This is a genomic window from Streptomyces sp. NPDC003036 (genome assembly GCF_040611175.1).
Taxonomy (GTDB): Bacteria; Actinomycetota; Actinomycetes; order Streptomycetales; family Streptomycetaceae; genus Streptomyces.
On the sequence record NZ_JBEXNO010000008.1, the window covers coordinates 84,091 to 101,601 of the forward strand.

The following is a 17,511-nucleotide window of genomic DNA, read 5'->3' on the forward strand; positions in this document are numbered from 1 at the left end:
AGGCGGGTGAAGCCGGATCATTACGCGGGTTGGGCGGGTTGCTCGCAGCAGGGATCGTGCCTCAGCTGTCGAAGCCCAGCCCCAGCCGGTCCATCGTCCGCAGCCACAGGTTGCGTCGGCCGCCGTTCGCGTCGGCCCGGGCCAGGGACCACTTGGTCAGGCCGATGCCCGCCCAGGCGATGGGCTCCGGCGGGAAGGGCAGTGGCTTGGAGCGGACCATTTCCAGCTCCGTGCGCTCGGTGCGCTCGCCCGAGAGCAGGTCGAGCATGACCTCCGCGCCGAAGCGCGTCGCGCCCACGCCCAGGCCCGTGTAGCCCGCCGCGTAGGCGACGCGACCGGCGTGGGCCGTGCCGAAGAAGGCGGAGAAGCGCGAGCAGGTGTCGATGGCGCCGCCCCACGCGTGGGTGAAGCGGACGCCCTCCAGCTGCGGGAAGCAGCGGAAGAAGTGCTCGGCGAGGGTCAGGTACGTCTCGGGGCGGTGGTCCAGATCCGCGCGCAGCCGTCCGCCGAAGGGGTAGACGGCGTCGTAGCCGCCCCACAGGACGCGGTTGTCGGCGCTGAGCCGGAAGTAGTGGAACTGGTTGGCGCTGTCCCCCAGCCCCTGGCGGTTCTTCCAGCCGATGGACTCCAGCTGCTCGTCGCTGAGCGGCTCGGACATCAGGGCGTAGTCGTAGACGGGGACGGTGTACGCGCGCACGCGCTTGACGAGCGACGGGAAGACGTTGGTGCCGAGCGCGACCTGCCGCGCCAGGACCTTGCCGTACGGGGTGCGGACGGCCATGCCGCCGCCGGCGCGGACCAGGTCGAGGCCCCGGGTGTTCTCGTAGACGCGGACGCCCTGTTCCAGGCAGGCCCGCTTGAGGCCCCACGCCAGCTTCGCCGGGTCGAGCATGGCGACGCCGCGCCGGTCCCACAGACCGCCGAGGAAGGTCGGGGAGTTCACCTGGGCGCGGACGGCGTCGCGGTCGAGGATCTCCAGCTCGTCGGCGAGGCCGAGGCGGGCGGCCGTCTCGTACATCTCCGTCAGTTCGGCGAGCTGGTGCGGCTCGGTGGCGACGTCGATCTCGCCGTTGCGTTCAAAGTCGCAGTCGATGCCGTACGCGGCGACGGCGGCCTCGATCGCGTCCAGGTTCCTCTCACCCAGCTCCTCAAGTCTGACCAGCTCGTCCGGCCAGCGGGCCAGTCCGTTGCCGAAGCCGTGGGTGAGGGAGGCCGCGCAGAAGCCGCCGTTGCGGCCGGAGGCGGCCCAGCCCGCCTCCCGGCCCTCGATGAGGACGACATCCCGCTTCGGGTCGCGCTCCTTGGCGAGGAGCGCGGTCCACAGGCCGCTGTAGCCGCCGCCCACGACCAGCAGGTCGCAGTGGTCGGTTCGGGTGAGCGCGGGCTGCGGGGCGGGCTTGCCGGGGTCTTCCAGCCAGAAGGGGACGGGCTGGGCGTCCGAGAGTGATTGTGCAGCAGTACGCATGGCAGCTGGGGCCATGGTTTCCAACTCCCTCAGTTTCTAGGGTTGTGCGGTGCGCTTTCGCCGGGCGGCCGTGACCTGGCCGACGAGGACCACCAGCACCGCGATGACGAACATCGCCGTGCCGATGACGTTGATCTGTACGGGCGTGCCGCGCTGCGCCGAGCCCCACACGAACATGGGGAAGGTCACGGTCGAGCCCGCGTTGAAGTTGGTGATGATGAAGTCGTCGAACGACAGCGCGAAGGCGAGCAGCGCTCCGGCGCCGATGCCGGGCGCGGCGATCGGCAGCGTGACCCGCAGGAAGGTCTGTACGGGACCGGCGTACAGGTCGCGGGCGGCCTCCTCCAGGCGCGGGTCCATCGACATCACGCGCGCCTTGACCGCCGTCACGACGAAGCTCAGGCAGAACATGACGTGCGCGATGAGCACCGTCCAGAAGCCCAGCTGCGCGCCCATGTTGAGGAAGAGCGTGAGCAGCGACGCGGCCATGACGACCTCGGGCATCGCCATCGGCAGGAAGATCAGCGAGTTGATCGCGCCGCGCGCCCGGAAGCGGTAGCGGACCAGCGCGAAGGCGATCATCGTGCCGAGGACGGTGGCGCCGAGCATCGCCCAGGCGGCGATCTGCAGGGAGAGCGCGAGCGAGCCGCACAGGTCGGCGACGCCGCACGGGTCGCGCCACGCGTGCGTGGAGAACTCCCGCCAGGAGTAGTTGAAGCGCCCGGCCGGGTCGTTGAAGGAGAAGACCATCACGACGACGTTCGGCAGGATCATATAGGCGAGGGTCAGCAGACCCGCGATGACGACGAGGTTCTTGCGGAGCCAGCGCATCAGACCAGGTCCTCCGTTCCGGCCCGGCGGATGTAGACGGTGACCATGATCAGCACGATCGCCATCAGGATGAAGGACAGCGCGGCCGCCGTCGGGTAGTCGAGCACCCGCAGGAACTGCGACTGGATGACGTTGCCGACCATCTTGGTGTCGGTCGAGCCGAGCAGCTCGGCGTTGACGTAGTCGCCGCTGGCCGGGATGAAGGTGAGCAGCGTGCCGGAGACGACGCCCGGCATGGACAGCGGGAACGTCACCTTGCGGAAGGTGGTGGCGGGCGACGCGTACAGGTCCTTCGCCGCCTCGTGCAGGCGCCCGTCGATGCGCTCCAGCGAGGTGTAGAGCGGCAGGATCATGAAGGGCAGGAAGTTGTACGTGAGGCCGCACACGACCGCCATGGGCGTGGCGAGCACCCGGTCGCCCTGGGTCCAGCCCAGCCAGTTCGTCACGTCCAGGACGTGCAGCGCGTCGAGCGCGCCGACGACCGCGCCGCCGTCCGCGAGGATCGTCTTCCACGCCAGCGTCCGGATGAGGAAGCTGGTGAAGAACGGCGCGATGACGAGGACGAGCAGCAGGTTGCGCCAGCGGCCCGCCTTGAAGGCGATGAGGTACGCGAGCGGGTAGCCGAGCAGCAGGCACAGGAAGGTCGCGGTACCGGCGTACAGCAGGGACCGCGTGAACTGCGGCCAGTACTCCGTGAAGGCCCCCCAGTAGGTCTGGAAGTGCCAGGTGACCTCGAAGCCCTTCTCCAGGGAGCCGGTCTGTACGGAGGTGGAGGCCTGGTAGACCATCGGCAGCGCGAAGAAGACGAGCAGCCAGAGGATGCCGGGCAGGAGCAGCCAGTACGGGACGAGCCGCTTGCGGGCGGCCGGCTTCCGTATCGCCGGCTTGTTTGCGGCGGCGACGGGTGGTGCTTCCGTGGTCGTCACGCGGCGTCCTCCACCTTTTCCACGCCCGCGTCGATGTCCTGTGCCGCGTCCAGGCCGAAGGTGTGGGCCGGGTTCCAGTGCAGGACGACCTCGGCGCCCGGCGCCAGCCGGGAGTCGCGCTCGATGTTCTGCTCGTACACCTGGAGGCCCCGGCCGGCCGGGCCGTCCACGACGTACTGCGTGGAGACGCCGATGAAGGAGGTGGCGACGATCCGGCCGGTGACCCGGTTGCGTCCGGTGGCGATCGCGCTCGCGTCGTCGGCGTGAGCGAGCGAGATCTTCTCCGGGCGGATGCCGACGAGCAGTTTCCCGCCGGTCGCGGTGGGGGCGGAGCACCGGTCGGCGGGCAGCCGCAGCGTGGCGCCGCCGGCGGTGACGGTGAGGTCGGAACCGGCCTCGGCCACCTCGGCCTGGATGAGGTTGGAGGTGCCGAGGAAGTTGGCGACGAAGGTGGTGCGCGGGTTCTCGTAGAGGTCGGCGGGGGCGCCGAGCTGCTCGACGCGGCCGCCGTTCATCACCGCGACCGTGTCGGCCATGGTCATGGCCTCCTCCTGGTCGTGGGTGACGTGGACGAAGGTGATGCCGACCTCGGTCTGGATGCGCTTGAGCTCCAGCTGCATCTGGCGGCGCAGCTTGAGATCGAGGGCGCCGAGCGGCTCGTCGAGGAGGAGCACCTGCGGGTGGTTGATGAGCGCGCGGGCGACGGCGACGCGCTGCTGCTGGCCACCGGAGAGCTGGTGCGGCTTGTGCCTGGCCTTGTCGCCGAGCTGGACGAGCTCCAGCATCTCGTCGACCTGCTTCTTCACGGACTGCACACCGCGGCGGCGCAGCCCGAAGGCGACGTTCTCGTAGATGCTCAGGTGCGGGAAGAGCGCGTAGCTCTGGAAGACGGTGTTGACCGGCCGCTTGTAGGGGGGCAGGTCGGTGACGTCCGTGTCGCCGAGGTGGACGGTGCCCGTGGTGGGCTCCTCCAGGCCGGCGATCATGCGCAGGGTGGTGGTCTTGCCGCAGCCGGAGGCGCCGAGGAGGGCGAAGAAGGAGCCCTGCGGGACGGTGAGGTCCAGGGGGTGGACGGCGGTGAAGGAGCCGTACGTCTTGCTGATCCCGGAGAGGCGGACGTCGCCGCCGGTGTTCGTGCTGTCAGTCATGGGTTGCGGTCCCAGGTTCTCTGAAGGTGTGGACGGCGTGCTCAGGCACCGATGAGCTTGGCGAACTTCTCCTCGTACGCCGTCTCTTCCTCGCCGCTGAGAGAGCGGAAGGCGCGCGACTTCGCGGCCATCGCCTTGTCCGGGACGATCAGGGTGTTCGCCGCCAGGGCGGGGTCGATCTTGGCCAGCTCGTCGCGTACGCCCTCGACCGGGCAGACGTAGTTGATGTACGCGGCGAGCTGCGCGGCGTTCGGAAGCTCGTAGTAGTAGTCGATGAGCTTCTCGGCGTTGGTCTTGTGCCGGGCGTTCGCCGGGACCAGGAGGTTGTCGGTGGAGGTCATGTAGCCGGCCGCCGGGATCGCGAAGGCGATGTCGGGGTTGTCGGCCTGGAGCTGGATGACGTCGCCGGCCCAGGCGAGGCAGGCGGCGATGTCGCCCTTGTTGAGGTCGCCGGTGTAGTCGTTGCCCGTGAAGCGGCGTATCTGCTGGGTGTCGACGGCCTTCTGGAGGCGGCCGGCCGCCGCGTCGAAGTCGGCGTCGGTGAACGTCCCCGGGTCCTTGCCCATGTCGAGGAGCGTCATGCCGATCGAGTCGCGCATCTCGGACAGGAACGCCACCCGCCCCTTCAGCTTGGGGTCGTCGAGCAGCTGGGTGACGGAGTCGACCTTCCGGCCGCCGGTGGCCTTCTTGTTGTACGCGATGACCGTGGAGATGCCGGTCCAGGGGTACGAGTGGGAGCGCCCCGGGTCCCAGTCGGGCCGGCGGAACTGGTTCGACAGGTTCGCGTAGGCGTTCGGCAGGTTCGCCGGGTCGAGCTTCTGGGCCCAGCCGAGGCGGATGATGCGGGCGGCGAGCCAGTCGGTGACGCAGATCAGGTCGCGGCCGGTGTCCTGGCCGGCGGCGAGCTGCGGCTTGACCTTGCCGAAGAACTCGACGTTGTCGTTGATGTCCTCGGTGTACTTGACCGTGATCCCGGTGCGCTTGGTGAACGCCTCCAGGGTGGGGCGGTGCTTCTCGTCCTCGCTGATGTCGATGTACTGCGTCCAGTTGGAGAAGGCGAGCTGCTTCTCCTTCGCCGAGAAGTCGGTGGAGGCGGGACCCTCGCCCTCGCGCTTGGCGGGTGGGATGCCACAGGCGGTCAGGCCGGTGAGTCCGCCGAGCGTGAGCGCGCCGACGCCCGAGGCGCGCAGCATCGAACGGCGGGTGAGGGCTCCTCTGCCGTTCGTCAGACTGCGCCGCATCGCGGCGAGTTGTGCCGCGGACAGGCTGTCGGGCTCGTACTGCTCCATGCGCTGTTGCCTTTCGGTGCGGGCCGTTACGGGCTATCGGTCCCCGAAGATCGTGCGGTGCCAGTCCTTCCGGGCGACCGCCGTGTTGTCGTACATCACGTGCTTGACCTGCGTGTACTCCTCGAAGGAGTAGGTTGACATGTCCTTTCCGAAGCCGGATGCCTTGTAGCCCCCGTGCGGCATCTCGCTGATGATCGGGATGTGGTCGTTGACCCAGACGCAGCCCGCCTTGATCGCGCGGGTGGCGAGACCGGCGCGGTAGACGTCCCGCGTCCACGCCGACGCCGCCAGGCCGTACGGAGTGTCGTTGGCCAGCCGGATGCCCTCCTCGTCGCTGTCGAAGGGCAGCACGACGAGCACCGGGCCGAAGATCTCGGCCTGGACGATCTCGCTGTCCTGCGCGGCCCCCGTGATCAGCGTCGGCCGGTAGTAGGCGCCGTCGTTGTGGGGCGCCACGCCGCCGGTGACGACGGTGGCGTACGCGCGGGCGCGGTCCACGAAGGCGGCGACGCGGTCGCGCTGGGCGTGGCTGATGAGCGGCCCGAGGTCGGTGCTCTCCTCGAACGGGTCGCCCAGCCGCACGCTCGCCATCAGGTCGCCGACCTGCTCCACGAAGGCGTCGTACAGCGGGCGCTGCACGTAGGCGCGGGTGGCGGCGGTGCAGTCCTGGCCGGTGTTGATGAGCGCGCCGGCGACCGCGCCGTGGACGGCGGCCCCCAGGTCGGCGTCGTCGAAGACGACGAAGGGCGCCTTGCCGCCGAGTTCGAGGTGGAGGCGCTTGACGGTGGCGGTGGCGATCTCGGCGACGCGCTTGCCGACGGCGGTGGACCCGGTGAACGACGTCATCGCGACGTCCGGGTGCCCCACCAGATGCTCGCCCGCCTCCCGCCCCGCGCCGGTGACGATGTTGACGACGCCGTCCGGGATGCCCGCGTCCGTGGCCGCTCGCGCGAACATCAGCGAGGTCAGGGGGGTGAGCTCGGCGGGCTTCAGCACGATGGTGTTGCCCGCGGCGATGGCCGGCAGGACCTTCCAGGCGGCCATCTGGAGCGGGTAGTTCCAGGGCGCGATGGACCCGACGACGCCGATGGGTTCACGGCGGACGTACGAGGTGTGGTCGCCGCTGTACTCCCCCGCCGACTGGCCCTGGAGGTGGCGGGCCGCGCCCGCGAAGAAGGCGGTGTTGTCGACGGTGCCGGGCACGTCGAACTCACGCGTCAGCTTGATGGGCTTGCCGCACTGGAGCGACTCCGCCTGCGCGAACTCCTCGGCCCGCTCGGCGAGTACGCCCGCGAAGCGGTGCATCGCCTCGGACCGCTCGCCCGGGGTCGCCCCCGCCCAGCCGGGCAGCGCGTCGCGAGCGGCGGCGACGGCCGCGTCCACGTCGGCCGTTCCGGCGAGCTCGTAGGTGAGGACGTCCTCGCCGGTGGCGGGGTCCACGACGGTGTGCGTACGCCCGGAGGTGCCTGCCTGCGATCGTCCTCCGATGTACTGCGCACCGGCCGCGAAGCGGTCCCGTACGTCCTTCACCTGGAAGCGGTTGCCCATGACGCTCTCCGTTGTCCCGGCTCGAATTGAGTGCCGATCCTGACAGAGGCACGACTGCCCAACAAGGGATTCCGTTGTTGCCTTTTGGTTACGCGACGGAATCGGTCGACCATGTGTCGCGCGGGCGCGGGAAACCCGCTACGGAGTGTCCGTGGCGGCTGTCAGACTCCCGTGCATGGAGAAGATCGAGGACCTGTTGGCGCAGGTCAACCGGGGTAAGCGGGTGAAGTACCTGCACTTCTGGGGCCACCGCCCGAGACCGGACGGCACGATCGGCGCGAGCTGCCTGAGTCAGTGGTGGCCGGCACCGTTCACCGTCGACGGCGTGCGGTACGCGACGGCCGAGCACTGGATGATGGCCGAGAAGGCGAGGCTCTTCGGCGACGCGGACGCCGAGCGCCAGGCCATCGAGGCGCGGAGCCCCGCGGCCGCGAAGAAGGCGGGGCGGCTGGTGCGGGGCTTCGACGAGGCGATATGGGCCCGCCAGCGGTTCGCCATCGTGGTCGAGGGCAGCGTCCACAAGTTCGGCGGACACCCCGAGCTGCGGGAGTACCTGCTCGCCACCGGAAACCGCGTCCTGGTCGAGGCCAGCCCCGTGGACCGCGTCTGGGGCATCGGCCTCGCCGCCACGGACCCCGGCGCCTCGAACCCCGCCCAGTGGCGGGGCCTCAACCTCCTGGGCTTCGCCCTGATGCAGGCGCGGGCGCGGTTGGCTTGAGGGTCGGCGGAGTTGGGCCTCGGCTTGCCGCCCGGTGGGCGCGGGGCGGGTGCCGGGGGCTCCGGTGGGGGGCGGCCGGACTCTCGTTCACCGCGCTTCGCGCGCGTTCAGTCGTTTTACGTCCGGCCACCCCCCACGCTCCGCCCCCGTCCCCCTCGCGACCCTGGTCCCTCCCGCCGCCGTGCGCGTACTCCCCGGTGGGCGGGGAACCCACTCCGTCCCGCAGACGCGGTACGGCCTCGGGGTGGGGCCGTGCAGGGTCGTCCCCGCAGACGCCGGCAGTGCCGTGACCGTTCCGCGTCCGTACGCACCCAAGGCCGCCGGCGTCGAGGAGTCGGAGGGGGCCCCGCACCGCCACCCACCGGCGGCAGCCGCCCCACGGAAGCGCGACCGCGCCGGAACCGCAAGCCGCCGCACCTCAATCCGCCGCCCCGGGGTTAGTCGCGCGAAACCACCAGCGACGTCGCGAACGGGTCGCTGTCGTCCTCGGAGTTCTCGCTCTGGACGATCGCCCAGACGATGAACGCCAGGAACGCCGCGCTGATCACCGTGCCGATCACGCCCAGGATGATGCCCGCCGTCGCCATCTCGCTGTTCGTGGCCTCGCCGCGCTGGACGCGCTTGCGGCCGACGATGCCGAAGATCAGGGCCAGGATGCCCGGGATGATGCCGAGCCCGTAGAAGCAGAATCCGACGACGGCGATGATGCCGAGGACCATCGCCGCGATGCCCAGGCCGTTGGAGGGGCCGGGCGCCCAGCCGGTGTGGCGGCCGTAGGCCGGGTAGGCCGGGGCCGCCGGGGCGGGATAGGGCTGGGTGGGGTAGCCGTAGCCGTACCCCCCGGCGTGCGTCGGCGCCGAGGCGGGCGCCGGGTAGCCGTACGGCCCCGGGGCCGGCTGGGCGGGCCCGCCGGGGGCTATGGGCGGCGGCGGTATCTCCCCGCCCGTCGGCATGGACGTCACCGTCGGCTGCTCGTGGACCGCCGGCGGCTTGACCGGCTCGACCCGGTCCTGGGGCGGCCTGCTGTCCGGCGGAGCCCAGGGATCGTTCGCTTCGCTGTTCTCTGGCATGGGCCTCCCCCATCGTGTCCCGCCATGCTAACGACCGCCCTACGATGATCCCTGACCAGCCCGGCCGCGCACCCAGGAGGCCCCGATGACCGATCCGCTCCCCTTCATCGCGGGGCTCCCCAAGGCCGAGCTCCACGTCCACCACGTCGGCTCCGCCTCCCCCCGTATCGTCGCCGAACTGGCCGCCCGCCACCCGGACTCCAAGGTGCCCACGGACCCCGAGGCGCTCGTCGACTACTTCGTCTTCACCGACTTCGCGCACTTCATCGAGGTGTACCTGTCGGTGGTGGACCTGATCAGGACCCCGGAGGACGTCCGGCTGCTCACCTACGAGGTCGCCCGTGACATGGCCCGGCAGAACATCCGGTACGCCGAGTTGACGGTCACTCCGTTCAGCTCGACGCGGCGCGGCATCGACGAGAAGGCGTTCATGGCGGCCATCGAGGACGCCCGCCTCGCGGCCGAGAGGGAGCTCGGGGTCATCCTGCGCTGGTGCTTCGACATCCCCGGCGAGGCCGGTCTGGAGGCCGCCGAGGAGACCGCGCGGCTCGCGGTCGACCTGCGCCCGGAGGGCCTGGTGTCGTTCGGGCTGGGCGGCCCGGAGATCGGGGTGGGGCGCGCGCAGTTCAAGCCGTACTTCGACCGGGCCATCGCGGCCGGCCTGCACTCGGTGCCGCACGCGGGTGAGACGACCGGGCCGCAGACCATCTGGGACGCGCTGCGGGAGCTGCGCGCCGAGCGCATCGGCCACGGCACCAGCGCGCCGCAGGACCATGAGCTGCTGGCGTACCTCGCCGAGCACCGGATCCCGCTGGAGGTGTGCCCGACGTCCAACATCGCCACCCGCGCGGTCACCGACATCGACCGGCACCCGATCAGGGAGATGGTCGCCGCCGGGGTGCTGGTCACCGTCAACTCCGACGACCCGCCGATGTTCGGCACGGACCTCAATCACGAGTACGCGGTCGCCGCCCGGCTGCTGGAGCTGGACGAGCGCGGCATCGCGGAGCTCGCCAAGAACGCCGTCGAGGCGTCGTTCCTGGACGCGGCCGGCAAGGCGCGGATCGCCGCCGAGATCGACGAGTACACCGCCGCGTGGCTCGCCCGGTAGGCGCGGTGCGTCCCGTCACCGTCGTCGCGCACCGGGGCGACCCGTACCGCGTCCGCGAGAACACGGCGGCGTCGATCCGTGCGGCGCTCGCGCGGGGCGCGGACGCCGTCGAGATCGACGTACGGCTCACCCGCGACGGCGTCCCGGTCCTGCTCCACGACGACACGCTGAAGCGGCTGTGGGGCGTGGACCGGCCGCTGGACCGGCTCACCCTCGCCGAGGTGCGGGAGCTGACCGGCGCGGAGGGCGTGCCCACGCTGGCGGAGGCGCTGGACGCGATCGGCGGCGGGCACCGGGTGATGATCGACCTGCCCGGCGCCACGGAGGCGGCGGTGCGGACCATCGTCGGCACGGTGCACGACTGCGGCGCGGCGGAGCGCGTGTACTACTGCGCCGGCGCCGCCGCGATGCTGCCGGTGCGGGCGGCCGACCCGGCCGCCGAGATCGCGCTGACGTGGACGACGCTGGCCCCGCCGCGCCCCGTCCTGCTCGACGCGGTGGCGCCGCGCTGGCTCAACTACCGCTTCGGCCTGGTCAGCCGCGCGCTGACCGAGCGCGTCCACCGCGACGGGCTGCTGGTCTCGGCGTGGACCGCCGACACCCGCAGGACCATGCGCCGGCTGGTGGCGTGCGGGGTGGACTCGATCACCACCAATCGCGTGGACACGCTCGTCTCGGTGCTGCGCGGCCCGTAGGGCCTGTCTTTCGGATCAAGCCGGATCAGGGAGCGGGGTCTGGGGGTCCCCCCAGGCGAAGCCGAGGGGGAGCGTGCAGACGCAAGGCGGAGGAGGGAGCCACTGCGGTGGGGGCACCTCCCGTGCCCGCAGGGCTACGGGGGACATTGGCGACCGACGACAACGCGGCAGATGTGCGTGCCAGACCCGCGAGCCCGGCAAGATCCGGAAGACAGGCCCTGAGCGGATCAGACGGGCAGCATGGGCCGCACCCCGCCGACGGGGGCGGTGAGCGACTCCAGGCGCTTGATCATGCGGTGGACGATCAGCAGCGGGATGACGCCGAAGACCCCGAAGGACATGTCGATCACCGACCACCAGAAGGGGATGTCGCGGATGGGTCCGCAGATCAGCGCCAGCGGGATGATCCCGGCGCAGGCGATCATGCCGAACTCGATGACCCAGATGTTGCGTACGGGGTCGCGGTACGGGCCGTAGAAGGCGACCGCGATGACGAGGTGCGCGAAGGCGAGCCAGTCGGTGCCGTAGAGGAGGAAGGGGTAGCGCTGGTCGGCGGTGTCGAGGCCGGCGCGGACGCGCCCGATCCACTCCGCCAGACCGGGGAAGGCGTCGGCGACGGGTGACGCCCAGCCGTTCAGGGCGCTCTCGGCGAGGTGCAGTTCGGTGACGAGCGGAAAGGCCGTCAGGCCGCTCAGCACCAGACAGACGATGAAAAACACCAACCACACGCGTATACGCCGCAGAAGGGCGCGGGTCTCGCTCATGTCCGCAGCGTACGCCGGGGTTTACGCGGCCTTTACCCCGCCCCCGGTATCGCGCCCGCGCGTCCGCCCACCGTCCGCGCCGGTCGTCCGGCGTCCCCGTGTGCGAAGATCCGAGCGTGCAACCGATCACCGCTGAAGACCCCGCCTGGATAGGCCCGTACCGCCTTCTCGGACGCCTGGGAGAAGGCGGGATGGGGCGTGTGTACCTCGCGCGCAGCGAGGGCGGCCGGACCGTCGCCGTGAAACTGGTCCTCCGCCAGCTGGCGCAGGACGGCGAGTTCCGGCAGCGGTTCGCCCAGGAGGTGGCCGCGGCGCGGCGGGTCGGCGGGCGGTGGACGGCGCCGGTGCTCGACGCCGACACCGGGGCGGCGATGCCGTGGGTGGCGACCGGGTACATCCCGGGCCCCTCCCTCTCGGAGGTCGTCGGCAAGGACCACGGGCCCCTGCCCGAGGCGTCGGTGCGCGCCCTGGCGAGCGGACTGTCCCAGGCGCTGGAGTCCATCCACTCCGTGGGCCTGGTGCACCGCGACCTGAAGCCGTCCAACGTGCTGGTGACCGTGGACGGTCCGCGGGTGATCGACTTCGGTATCGCCCGCGCGCTGGACGCGGCCGGCACCGCCGGCGACGTGAAAACCCGCACGGGCGCGGTCGTCGGCTCCCCCGGGTTCATGTCGCCGGAGCAGGTGCGCGGCGAGTCCATCACCCCCGCGTCGGACGTGTTCTGCCTGGGCGCGGTGCTCGCGTACGCGGCGACCGGGCGCACGCCGTTCGGCAGCCTCGACAGCGGCGTGCACAGCGTGATGTACCGGATCGTGCAGGAGGAACCGGACCTGACGGGTGTGCCGCCGAGGCTCGCCGGGCTCGTCCGGGCCTGTCTGATCAAGGATCCGGCCGGCCGGCCGTCGGTCGCGGAGCTGATCGAGGCCACGCGGGACGCCGAGCCCGCCGGGGCCTGGCTGCCGGGCGCGCTGCTCGCCCAGCTCGGGCAGCGGGCGGCGCGGTTGCTGGACGCGGAGGCGCCCGCGTCGGCGGCCGCCACCGCCGTGCCCCGACCCGCCCCGGGGCCGGCGCTTCAGCCGCTACCGCAGCGGCCGACGCCGCCGCCGCACAGCGGGTCGCCGTACGCTCCCACGGCGTTCCCGACCCCGCCTCCGGGGCCCGGCGGCCCGTATCCGTACACGCACCGGCCCACGCCGCCCCCGGCCACCCGGCCGGGCATGAGCGGCGGGAAGATCACGCTGCTCGTCCTCGGCATCGTGTTCGGGCTGCCGCTGGCGGTGATCGTGCTGCTGATCATCATCGGCGTGCTCGTCGGCGAGGACGAGGACCCCGCGGCCAAGGACCCGGTGGGCGCCGTGCCGAGCACGTACCTCGGCGCCTGGGAGGGCGTAATGGGGTCGGGGCCCGAGAACGAGTTCACGGGGCGCTTCGACATCGTGCAGGGGCAGAAGGACGAGGTGGTCGCCACGGTCACGTACACCCTGCCCTCCGCGCTCTGCCAGGACCGCGTCCCGCTGGTCTCCGCCGGCCGCGAGAAGATCGTCCTGGGCGCGGGGACCAGGACCAAGCACGTACCGGAGGACACGAAGGGCTGCGACGAGCCGTCCCCGGAGCAGACCACCCTCACGGCGCAGCCGGACGGCACGCTGCTGTGGCAGGCGGGGGCCGAGTCGGCGACGCTGCGCCGGGCCGAGGAGAGCGAGACCGCCGTGCACCCGAAGTTCGTGGGCACCTGGGACCTGCGGACCACGCCCGCCGCCAACAGCCTGCGGCTGACGATCGAGCAGGGCGCCATCGGCGTTCAGGTCGCCTCGGCGACCGGTACGGGCTCGGGTGCCTTCAAGGACTGCCAGTGGCGGGCCGAGCTGTCGGGTGCGCAGAGCGACCGGATCGTCCTCGGCCCGCTCGTCTCGGTCAAGGGCACCTGCCGCGCCCTGGGCTCGATGGTGATCACGCCGGCGGGCGACGGGAAGCTCTACGCGAGCCGGGCGGAGGCGCCGGGGGGTGCCGGCGGCAAGGAGGAGCTCGTCCGGGTCGCGACCGCGACCGGCGGCCCGGGGGTCGCGGGCTGACCGCGGGCGTCGTCGCCGGCGGCCCGGAGATCGCCTACTGACCGTGGGCGTCGTCCTCGTCCGCCTCGACTCCCTTGAGCGGTTCGCCGCCGCTCGTTCCCTCGCCGGGGCGGTACCCCTCGGCGGCGCTCGCCGTACCGGGGACGGTGCGCCGGCCCGCCTGGCGCTCGGCGCCGGAGTGGGCTCCAGGCTCGTTCTCGGCCCGCTCGCGGGCGCGTTCCTGCGGGGACTGTGGCTTCTTGTCGTTCATGGTCCGCGAGTACCCGGGGGCCGGTCGGCCATACGCCGGAAAAACGGAAGCGGGCGGACCGGGAAACCCGGCCCGCCCGCGACGGGATGCTGTGGGGATCAGCCCAGCGAGGTCATCACGTGCTTGATGCGCGTGTAGTCCTCGAAGCCATACGCCGACAGGTCCTTGCCGTAACCCGACTTCTTGAAGCCGCCGTGCGGCATCTCCGCGACCAGCGGGATGTGGGTGTTGATCCAGACGCAGCCGAAGTCCAGGTTCTTCGACAGGCGCATGGCGCGGGCGTGGTCCTTGGTCCAGACGGAGGAGGCGAGGGCGTACTCGACGCCGTTCGCGTACTCGAGGGCCTGGTCCTCGTCCGTGAAGGACTGGACGGTGATGACCGGGCCGAAGACCTCGTTCTGGATGATCTCGTCGTCCTGCTGGAGGCCGGAGACGACGGTCGGGGCGTAGAAGTAGCCCTTGTCGCCGACCCGGTGGCCGCCCGCCTCGACCTTGGCGTGGGCGGGGAGGCGCTCGATGAAGCCGCTGACCTGCTTGAGCTGGTTGGCGTTGTTGAGCGGGCCGTACAGCACGTCCTCGTCGTCCGGCCGGCCGGTCTTCGTCTCGGCGGCGGCCTTGGCGAGCGCGGCGACGAACTCGTCGTGGATGGACTCCTGGACGAGCACGCGGGTGGCCGCGGTGCAGTCCTGGCCGGCGTTGAAGAAGCCCGCGACGGAGATGTCCTCGACGGCCTTGGCGATGTCGGTGTCCTCGAAGACGACGACCGGCGCCTTGCCGCCCAGTTCCAGGTGGACGCGCTTGACGTCCTTGGCGGCGGACTCGGCGACCTGCATGCCGGCGCGTACGGAGCCGGTGATGGAGGCCATCGCGGGGGTCGGGTGCTCGACCATGGCGCGGCCGGTGTCGCGGTCGCCGCAGATGACGTTGAAGACGCCCTTGGGGACGATCGAGCCGATGATCTCGGCCATGAGCACGGTGGACGCCGGGGTGGTGTCCGACGGCTTGAGGACGACGGTGTTGCCCGCGGCGAGGGCCGGGGCGAACTTCCAGACGGCCATCATCATCGGGTAGTTCCACGGCGCGACCTGGGCGCAGACGCCGACCGGCTCGCGCCGGATGATCGAGGTCATGCCCTCCATGTACTCACCGGCGGACTTGCCCTCCAGCAGGCGGGCGGCACCGGCGAAGAACCGGATCTGGTCCACCATCGGGGGGACCTCTTCGGTGCGGGTGAGCGCGAGGGGCTTGCCCGTGTTCTCGGACTCGGCGGCGATGAGGTCCTCGGCGCGCTCCTCGAAGGCGTCCGCGATCTTGAGGAGGACCTTCTGGCGCTCCGCCGGCGTGGTGTCCCGCCAGGCGGGGAAGGCGGCCGCGGCGGCTTCCATGGCGGCGTCGACGTCGGCCTGCCCGGACAGCGGGGAAGTGGCGTACACCTCGCCGGTGGCCGGGTTGACCACGTCGATGGTCCGTCCGTCGGCGGCGTCCCGGAACTCCCCGTTGATGTAGTTGCGCAGACGACGCAGCTCGGTGGTCACTTGCCACCCCTCCTGTCGATCTCGTGGTGCTCGGTGACTCAATGTCCGAAGTCCAAGTAGTGGACAGGCCCACCCTAGTCGCTGCGGTGACGGTTTCGACAGGCCCGACGCCCCAGAACTTCGGATTCAGTGGTATTCGATCACCGCAACAACGAATTTCCTCGTTCTCGGCTTGCGCGAGTGACGAGACTCGGTGCACAGTGGATGCGTGGCCAGTCGAAGCGCAGAGACCAGGACCGGGAATGGATCGTCCCCCGCGATCGATGCCGTGTCCCTGGCGATCATCGAACAGCTCCAGGAGGACGGACGCCGTCCGTACGCCGCCATCGGCAAGGCCGTCGGCCTCTCCGAGGCGGCCGTGCGCCAGCGCGTCCAGAAGCTCCTCGACCAAGGCGTCATGCAGATCGTCGCCGTCACCGACCCGCTCACCGTGGGCTTCCGGCGGCAGGCGATGGTCGGCATCAACGTCGAAGGCGATGTGGAGCAGGTCGCGGACGCCGTGACGGCCATGGCCGAGTGCGAGTACGTGGTGATGACCGCGGGCTCGTTCGACCTCATGGTGGAGATCGTCTGCGAGGACGACGACCACCTGCTGGATGTGATCAACAGGCGCATCCGCACACTCCCCGGCGTGCGCTCCACCGAGAGCTTCGTCTACCTCAAGCTCAAGAAGCAGACCTATATGTGGGGAACCCGATAGCCGTGAGCAAGGACCTCTCCAAGACCGCCTACGACCACTTGTGGATGCACTTCACCCGCATGTCGTCGTACGAGAACAGCCCCGTCCCCACCATCGTCCGCGGTGAGGGCACCTACATCTACGACGACAAGGGCAAGCGCTACCTCGACGGCCTCGCCGGCCTCTTCGTGGTCCAGGCCGGCCACGGCCGCAAGGAGCTCGCCGAGGTCGCCGCCAAGCAGGCCCAGGAGCTCGCCTTCTTCCCGGTGTGGTCCTACGCCCACCCGAAGGCCGTCGAGCTGGCCGAGCGCCTCGCCAACGAAGCCCCGGGCGACCTCAACAAGGTCTTCTTCACCACCGGTGGCGGCGAGGCGGTCGAGACCGCCTGGAAGCTCGCCAAGCAGTACTTCAAGCTGGTCGGCAAGCCCACCAAGTACAAGGTCATCTCCCGCGCGGTCGCCTACCACGGCACCCCGCAGGGCGCCCTGTCGATCACCGGCCTGCCGGGCCTGAAGGCCCCCTTCGAGCCGCTGGTCCCCGGCGCGCACAAGGTGCCGAACACCAACATCTACCGCGCGCCGCTCTTCGGCGACGACCCGGAGGCCTTCGGCCGCTGGGCCGCCGACCAGATCGAGCAGCAGATCCTCTTCGAGGGCCCCGACACCGTCGCGGCCGTCTTCCTGGAGCCGGTGCAGAACGCCGGTGGCTGCTTCCCGCCGCCGCCCGGGTACTTCCAGCGCGTGCGCGAGATCTGCGACCAGTACGACGTGCTGCTCGTCTCCGACGAGGTCATCTGCGCCTTCGGCCGCCTGGGCACGACCTTCGCCTGTGACAAGTTCGGCTACGTGCCGGACATGATCACCTGCGCCAAGGGCATGACCTCGGGGTACTCCCCGATCGGTGCCTGCATCATCTCGGACAAGCTCGCCGAGCCGTTCTACAAGGGTGACAACACCTTCCTGCACGGCTACACCTTCGGCGGCCACCCGGTCTCCGCGGCGGTCGGTCTCGCGAACCTCGACATCTTCGAGAACGAGAAGCTCAACCAGCACGTGCTCGACAACGAGGGCAACTTCCTGTCGACCCTGCAGAAGCTGCACGACCTGCCGATCGTCGGCGACGTCCGCGGCAACGGCTTCTTCTACGGCATCGAGCTCGTCAAGGACAAGGTCACCAAGGAGTCGTTCAACGACGACGAGACCGAGCGCGTCCTGTACGGCTTCCTGTCCAAGGCGCTGTTCGACAACGGTCTGTACTGCCGTGCCGACGACCGTGGCGACCCGGTCATCCAGCTGGCTCCGCCGCTGATCTCGAACCAGTCCACGTTCGACGAGATCGAGCAGATCCTCCGGGCCACCCTCACCGAGGCCTGGACGAAGCTCTGATCGCAGAAACGTTCCGGGACCGCCC

Annotated in this window: 16 protein-coding genes; 6 read left to right on the plus strand and 10 right to left on the minus strand. The window is 70.7% G+C overall.

Annotation, left to right across the window (positions count from 1 at the left end):
• Positions 1-61: 61 nt before the first annotated feature.
• From ABZX67_RS08255 to ABZX67_RS08280, 6 genes are read right to left on the minus strand one after another with little or no spacing between them, the layout of a single operon-like run.
• Positions 62-1,480: an FAD-dependent oxidoreductase gene (locus ABZX67_RS08255; RefSeq protein WP_355356161.1), complete on the minus strand. Its 1,419-nt coding sequence runs from the start codon at positions 1,478-1,480 to the stop codon at positions 62-64.
• 21 nt (positions 1,481-1,501) lie between these two features.
• Positions 1,502-2,296, minus strand: coding sequence for an ABC transporter permease (locus ABZX67_RS08260; protein WP_355356163.1), 795 nt, complete (start codon positions 2,294-2,296; stop codon positions 1,502-1,504).
• Entirely contained in the window at positions 2,296-3,222 is a 927-nt protein-coding gene (locus tag ABZX67_RS08265) for an ABC transporter permease (RefSeq protein ID WP_355356165.1), read from the minus strand. The genes ABZX67_RS08260 and ABZX67_RS08265 overlap by 1 nt, the downstream gene beginning before the upstream one ends.
• A complete protein-coding gene (locus ABZX67_RS08270; RefSeq protein ID WP_355356167.1) occupies positions 3,219-4,370 on the minus strand; it encodes an ABC transporter ATP-binding protein in 1,152 nt (383 codons plus the stop codon). The genes ABZX67_RS08265 and ABZX67_RS08270 overlap by 4 nt, the downstream gene beginning before the upstream one ends.
• Before the next feature lie 41 nt (positions 4,371-4,411).
• The gene (locus ABZX67_RS08275) at positions 4,412-5,659 is read right to left on the minus strand and encodes a spermidine/putrescine ABC transporter substrate-binding protein (RefSeq protein ID WP_355356169.1); all 1,248 of its coding nucleotides are present in this window, start codon (positions 5,657-5,659) and stop codon (positions 4,412-4,414) included.
• 33 nt (positions 5,660-5,692) lie between these two features.
• Positions 5,693-7,207 (minus strand): gamma-aminobutyraldehyde dehydrogenase, encoded by a 1,515-nt coding sequence (locus ABZX67_RS08280; protein WP_355356171.1) that lies wholly within the window; start codon positions 7,205-7,207, stop codon positions 5,693-5,695.
• A 175-nt stretch (positions 7,208-7,382) separates the two neighbouring features.
• On the opposite strand from ABZX67_RS08280, the gene ABZX67_RS08285 reads away from it, so the two are divergent.
• Positions 7,383-7,925 carry an NADAR family protein gene (locus ABZX67_RS08285; protein ID WP_355356173.1) on the plus strand — a complete coding sequence of 181 codons (543 nt, stop codon included), beginning with the start codon at positions 7,383-7,385 and terminating at the stop codon, positions 7,923-7,925.
• A gap of 437 nt (positions 7,926-8,362) precedes the next feature.
• Here ABZX67_RS08285 and ABZX67_RS08290 read toward each other — a convergent pair whose 3' ends face one another.
• The gene (locus tag ABZX67_RS08290; RefSeq protein ID WP_355356175.1) at positions 8,363-8,995 is read right to left on the minus strand and encodes a DUF4190 domain-containing protein; all 633 of its coding nucleotides are present in this window, start codon (positions 8,993-8,995) and stop codon (positions 8,363-8,365) included.
• An 85-nt stretch (positions 8,996-9,080) separates the two neighbouring features.
• Between ABZX67_RS08290 and ABZX67_RS08295 the strand changes: the two genes are divergently transcribed.
• Both ABZX67_RS08295 and ABZX67_RS08300 read left to right on the plus strand, forming a co-directional pair.
• Complete coding sequence (locus ABZX67_RS08295; RefSeq protein ID WP_355356177.1) at positions 9,081-10,106, plus strand: adenosine deaminase; 1,026 nt, start codon at positions 9,081-9,083, stop codon at positions 10,104-10,106.
• Positions 10,091-10,801, plus strand: a complete 711-nt coding sequence (locus ABZX67_RS08300) for a glycerophosphodiester phosphodiesterase (protein WP_355356179.1) — start codon at positions 10,091-10,093, stop codon at positions 10,799-10,801. Before ABZX67_RS08295 ends, ABZX67_RS08300 begins: the two co-directional genes overlap by 16 nt.
• Before the next feature lie 227 nt (positions 10,802-11,028).
• On the opposite strand, the gene ABZX67_RS08305 is transcribed toward ABZX67_RS08300, so the two are convergent.
• The gene (locus tag ABZX67_RS08305) at positions 11,029-11,565 is read right to left on the minus strand and encodes a hypothetical protein (protein WP_355356181.1); all 537 of its coding nucleotides are present in this window, start codon (positions 11,563-11,565) and stop codon (positions 11,029-11,031) included.
• 116 nt (positions 11,566-11,681) lie between these two features.
• On the opposite strand from ABZX67_RS08305, the gene ABZX67_RS08310 reads away from it, so the two are divergent.
• Positions 11,682-13,637 carry a protein kinase gene (locus tag ABZX67_RS08310; protein ID WP_355356183.1) on the plus strand — a complete coding sequence of 652 codons (1,956 nt, stop codon included), beginning with the start codon at positions 11,682-11,684 and terminating at the stop codon, positions 13,635-13,637.
• 34 nt (positions 13,638-13,671) lie between these two features.
• Here ABZX67_RS08310 and ABZX67_RS08315 read toward each other — a convergent pair whose 3' ends face one another.
• Positions 13,672-13,887 (minus strand): hypothetical protein, encoded by a 216-nt coding sequence (locus ABZX67_RS08315; protein WP_355356185.1) that lies wholly within the window; start codon positions 13,885-13,887, stop codon positions 13,672-13,674.
• Positions 13,888-13,985: 98 nt separating this feature from the next.
• Positions 13,986-15,422, minus strand: coding sequence for a gamma-aminobutyraldehyde dehydrogenase (locus ABZX67_RS08320; protein WP_355356187.1), 1,437 nt, complete (start codon positions 15,420-15,422; stop codon positions 13,986-13,988).
• Positions 15,423-15,615: 193 nt separating this feature from the next.
• Between ABZX67_RS08320 and ABZX67_RS08325 the strand changes: the two genes are divergently transcribed.
• Positions 15,616-16,122, plus strand: a complete 507-nt coding sequence (locus ABZX67_RS08325; protein WP_355356189.1) for an Lrp/AsnC family transcriptional regulator — start codon at positions 15,616-15,618, stop codon at positions 16,120-16,122.
• Entirely contained in the window at positions 16,107-17,486 is a 1,380-nt protein-coding gene (locus tag ABZX67_RS08330) for an aspartate aminotransferase family protein (RefSeq protein WP_355356191.1), read from the plus strand. The genes ABZX67_RS08325 and ABZX67_RS08330 overlap by 16 nt, the downstream gene beginning before the upstream one ends.
• Positions 17,487-17,511: the final 25 nt, after the last annotated feature.

What these genes read in the sequence shown, in the direction of transcription:
- ABZX67_RS08270 (WP_355356167.1), bottom strand. Translation starts at nt 4,370, where the DNA reads ATGACTGACAGCACGAACACCGGCGGCGACGTCCGCCTCTCCGGGATC.
- ABZX67_RS08285 (WP_355356173.1), top strand. Translation starts at nt 7,383, where the DNA reads ATGGAGAAGATCGAGGACCTGTTGGCGCAGGTCAACCGGGGTAAGCGG.
- ABZX67_RS08260 (WP_355356163.1), bottom strand. Translation starts at nt 2,296, where the DNA reads ATGCGCTGGCTCCGCAAGAACCTCGTCGTCATCGCGGGTCTGCTGACC.
- ABZX67_RS08275 (WP_355356169.1), bottom strand. Translation starts at nt 5,659, where the DNA reads ATGGAGCAGTACGAGCCCGACAGCCTGTCCGCGGCACAACTCGCCGCG.
- ABZX67_RS08315 (WP_355356185.1), bottom strand. Translation starts at nt 13,887, where the DNA reads ATGAACGACAAGAAGCCACAGTCCCCGCAGGAACGCGCCCGCGAGCGG.
- ABZX67_RS08280 (WP_355356171.1), bottom strand. Translation starts at nt 7,207, where the DNA reads ATGGGCAACCGCTTCCAGGTGAAGGACGTACGGGACCGCTTCGCGGCC.
- ABZX67_RS08255 (WP_355356161.1), bottom strand. Translation starts at nt 1,480, where the DNA reads ATGGCCCCAGCTGCCATGCGTACTGCTGCACAATCACTCTCGGACGCC.
- ABZX67_RS08305 (WP_355356181.1), bottom strand. Translation starts at nt 11,565, where the DNA reads ATGAGCGAGACCCGCGCCCTTCTGCGGCGTATACGCGTGTGGTTGGTG.
- ABZX67_RS08295 (WP_355356177.1), top strand. Translation starts at nt 9,081, where the DNA reads ATGACCGATCCGCTCCCCTTCATCGCGGGGCTCCCCAAGGCCGAGCTC.
- ABZX67_RS08290 (WP_355356175.1), bottom strand. Translation starts at nt 8,995, where the DNA reads ATGCCAGAGAACAGCGAAGCGAACGATCCCTGGGCTCCGCCGGACAGC.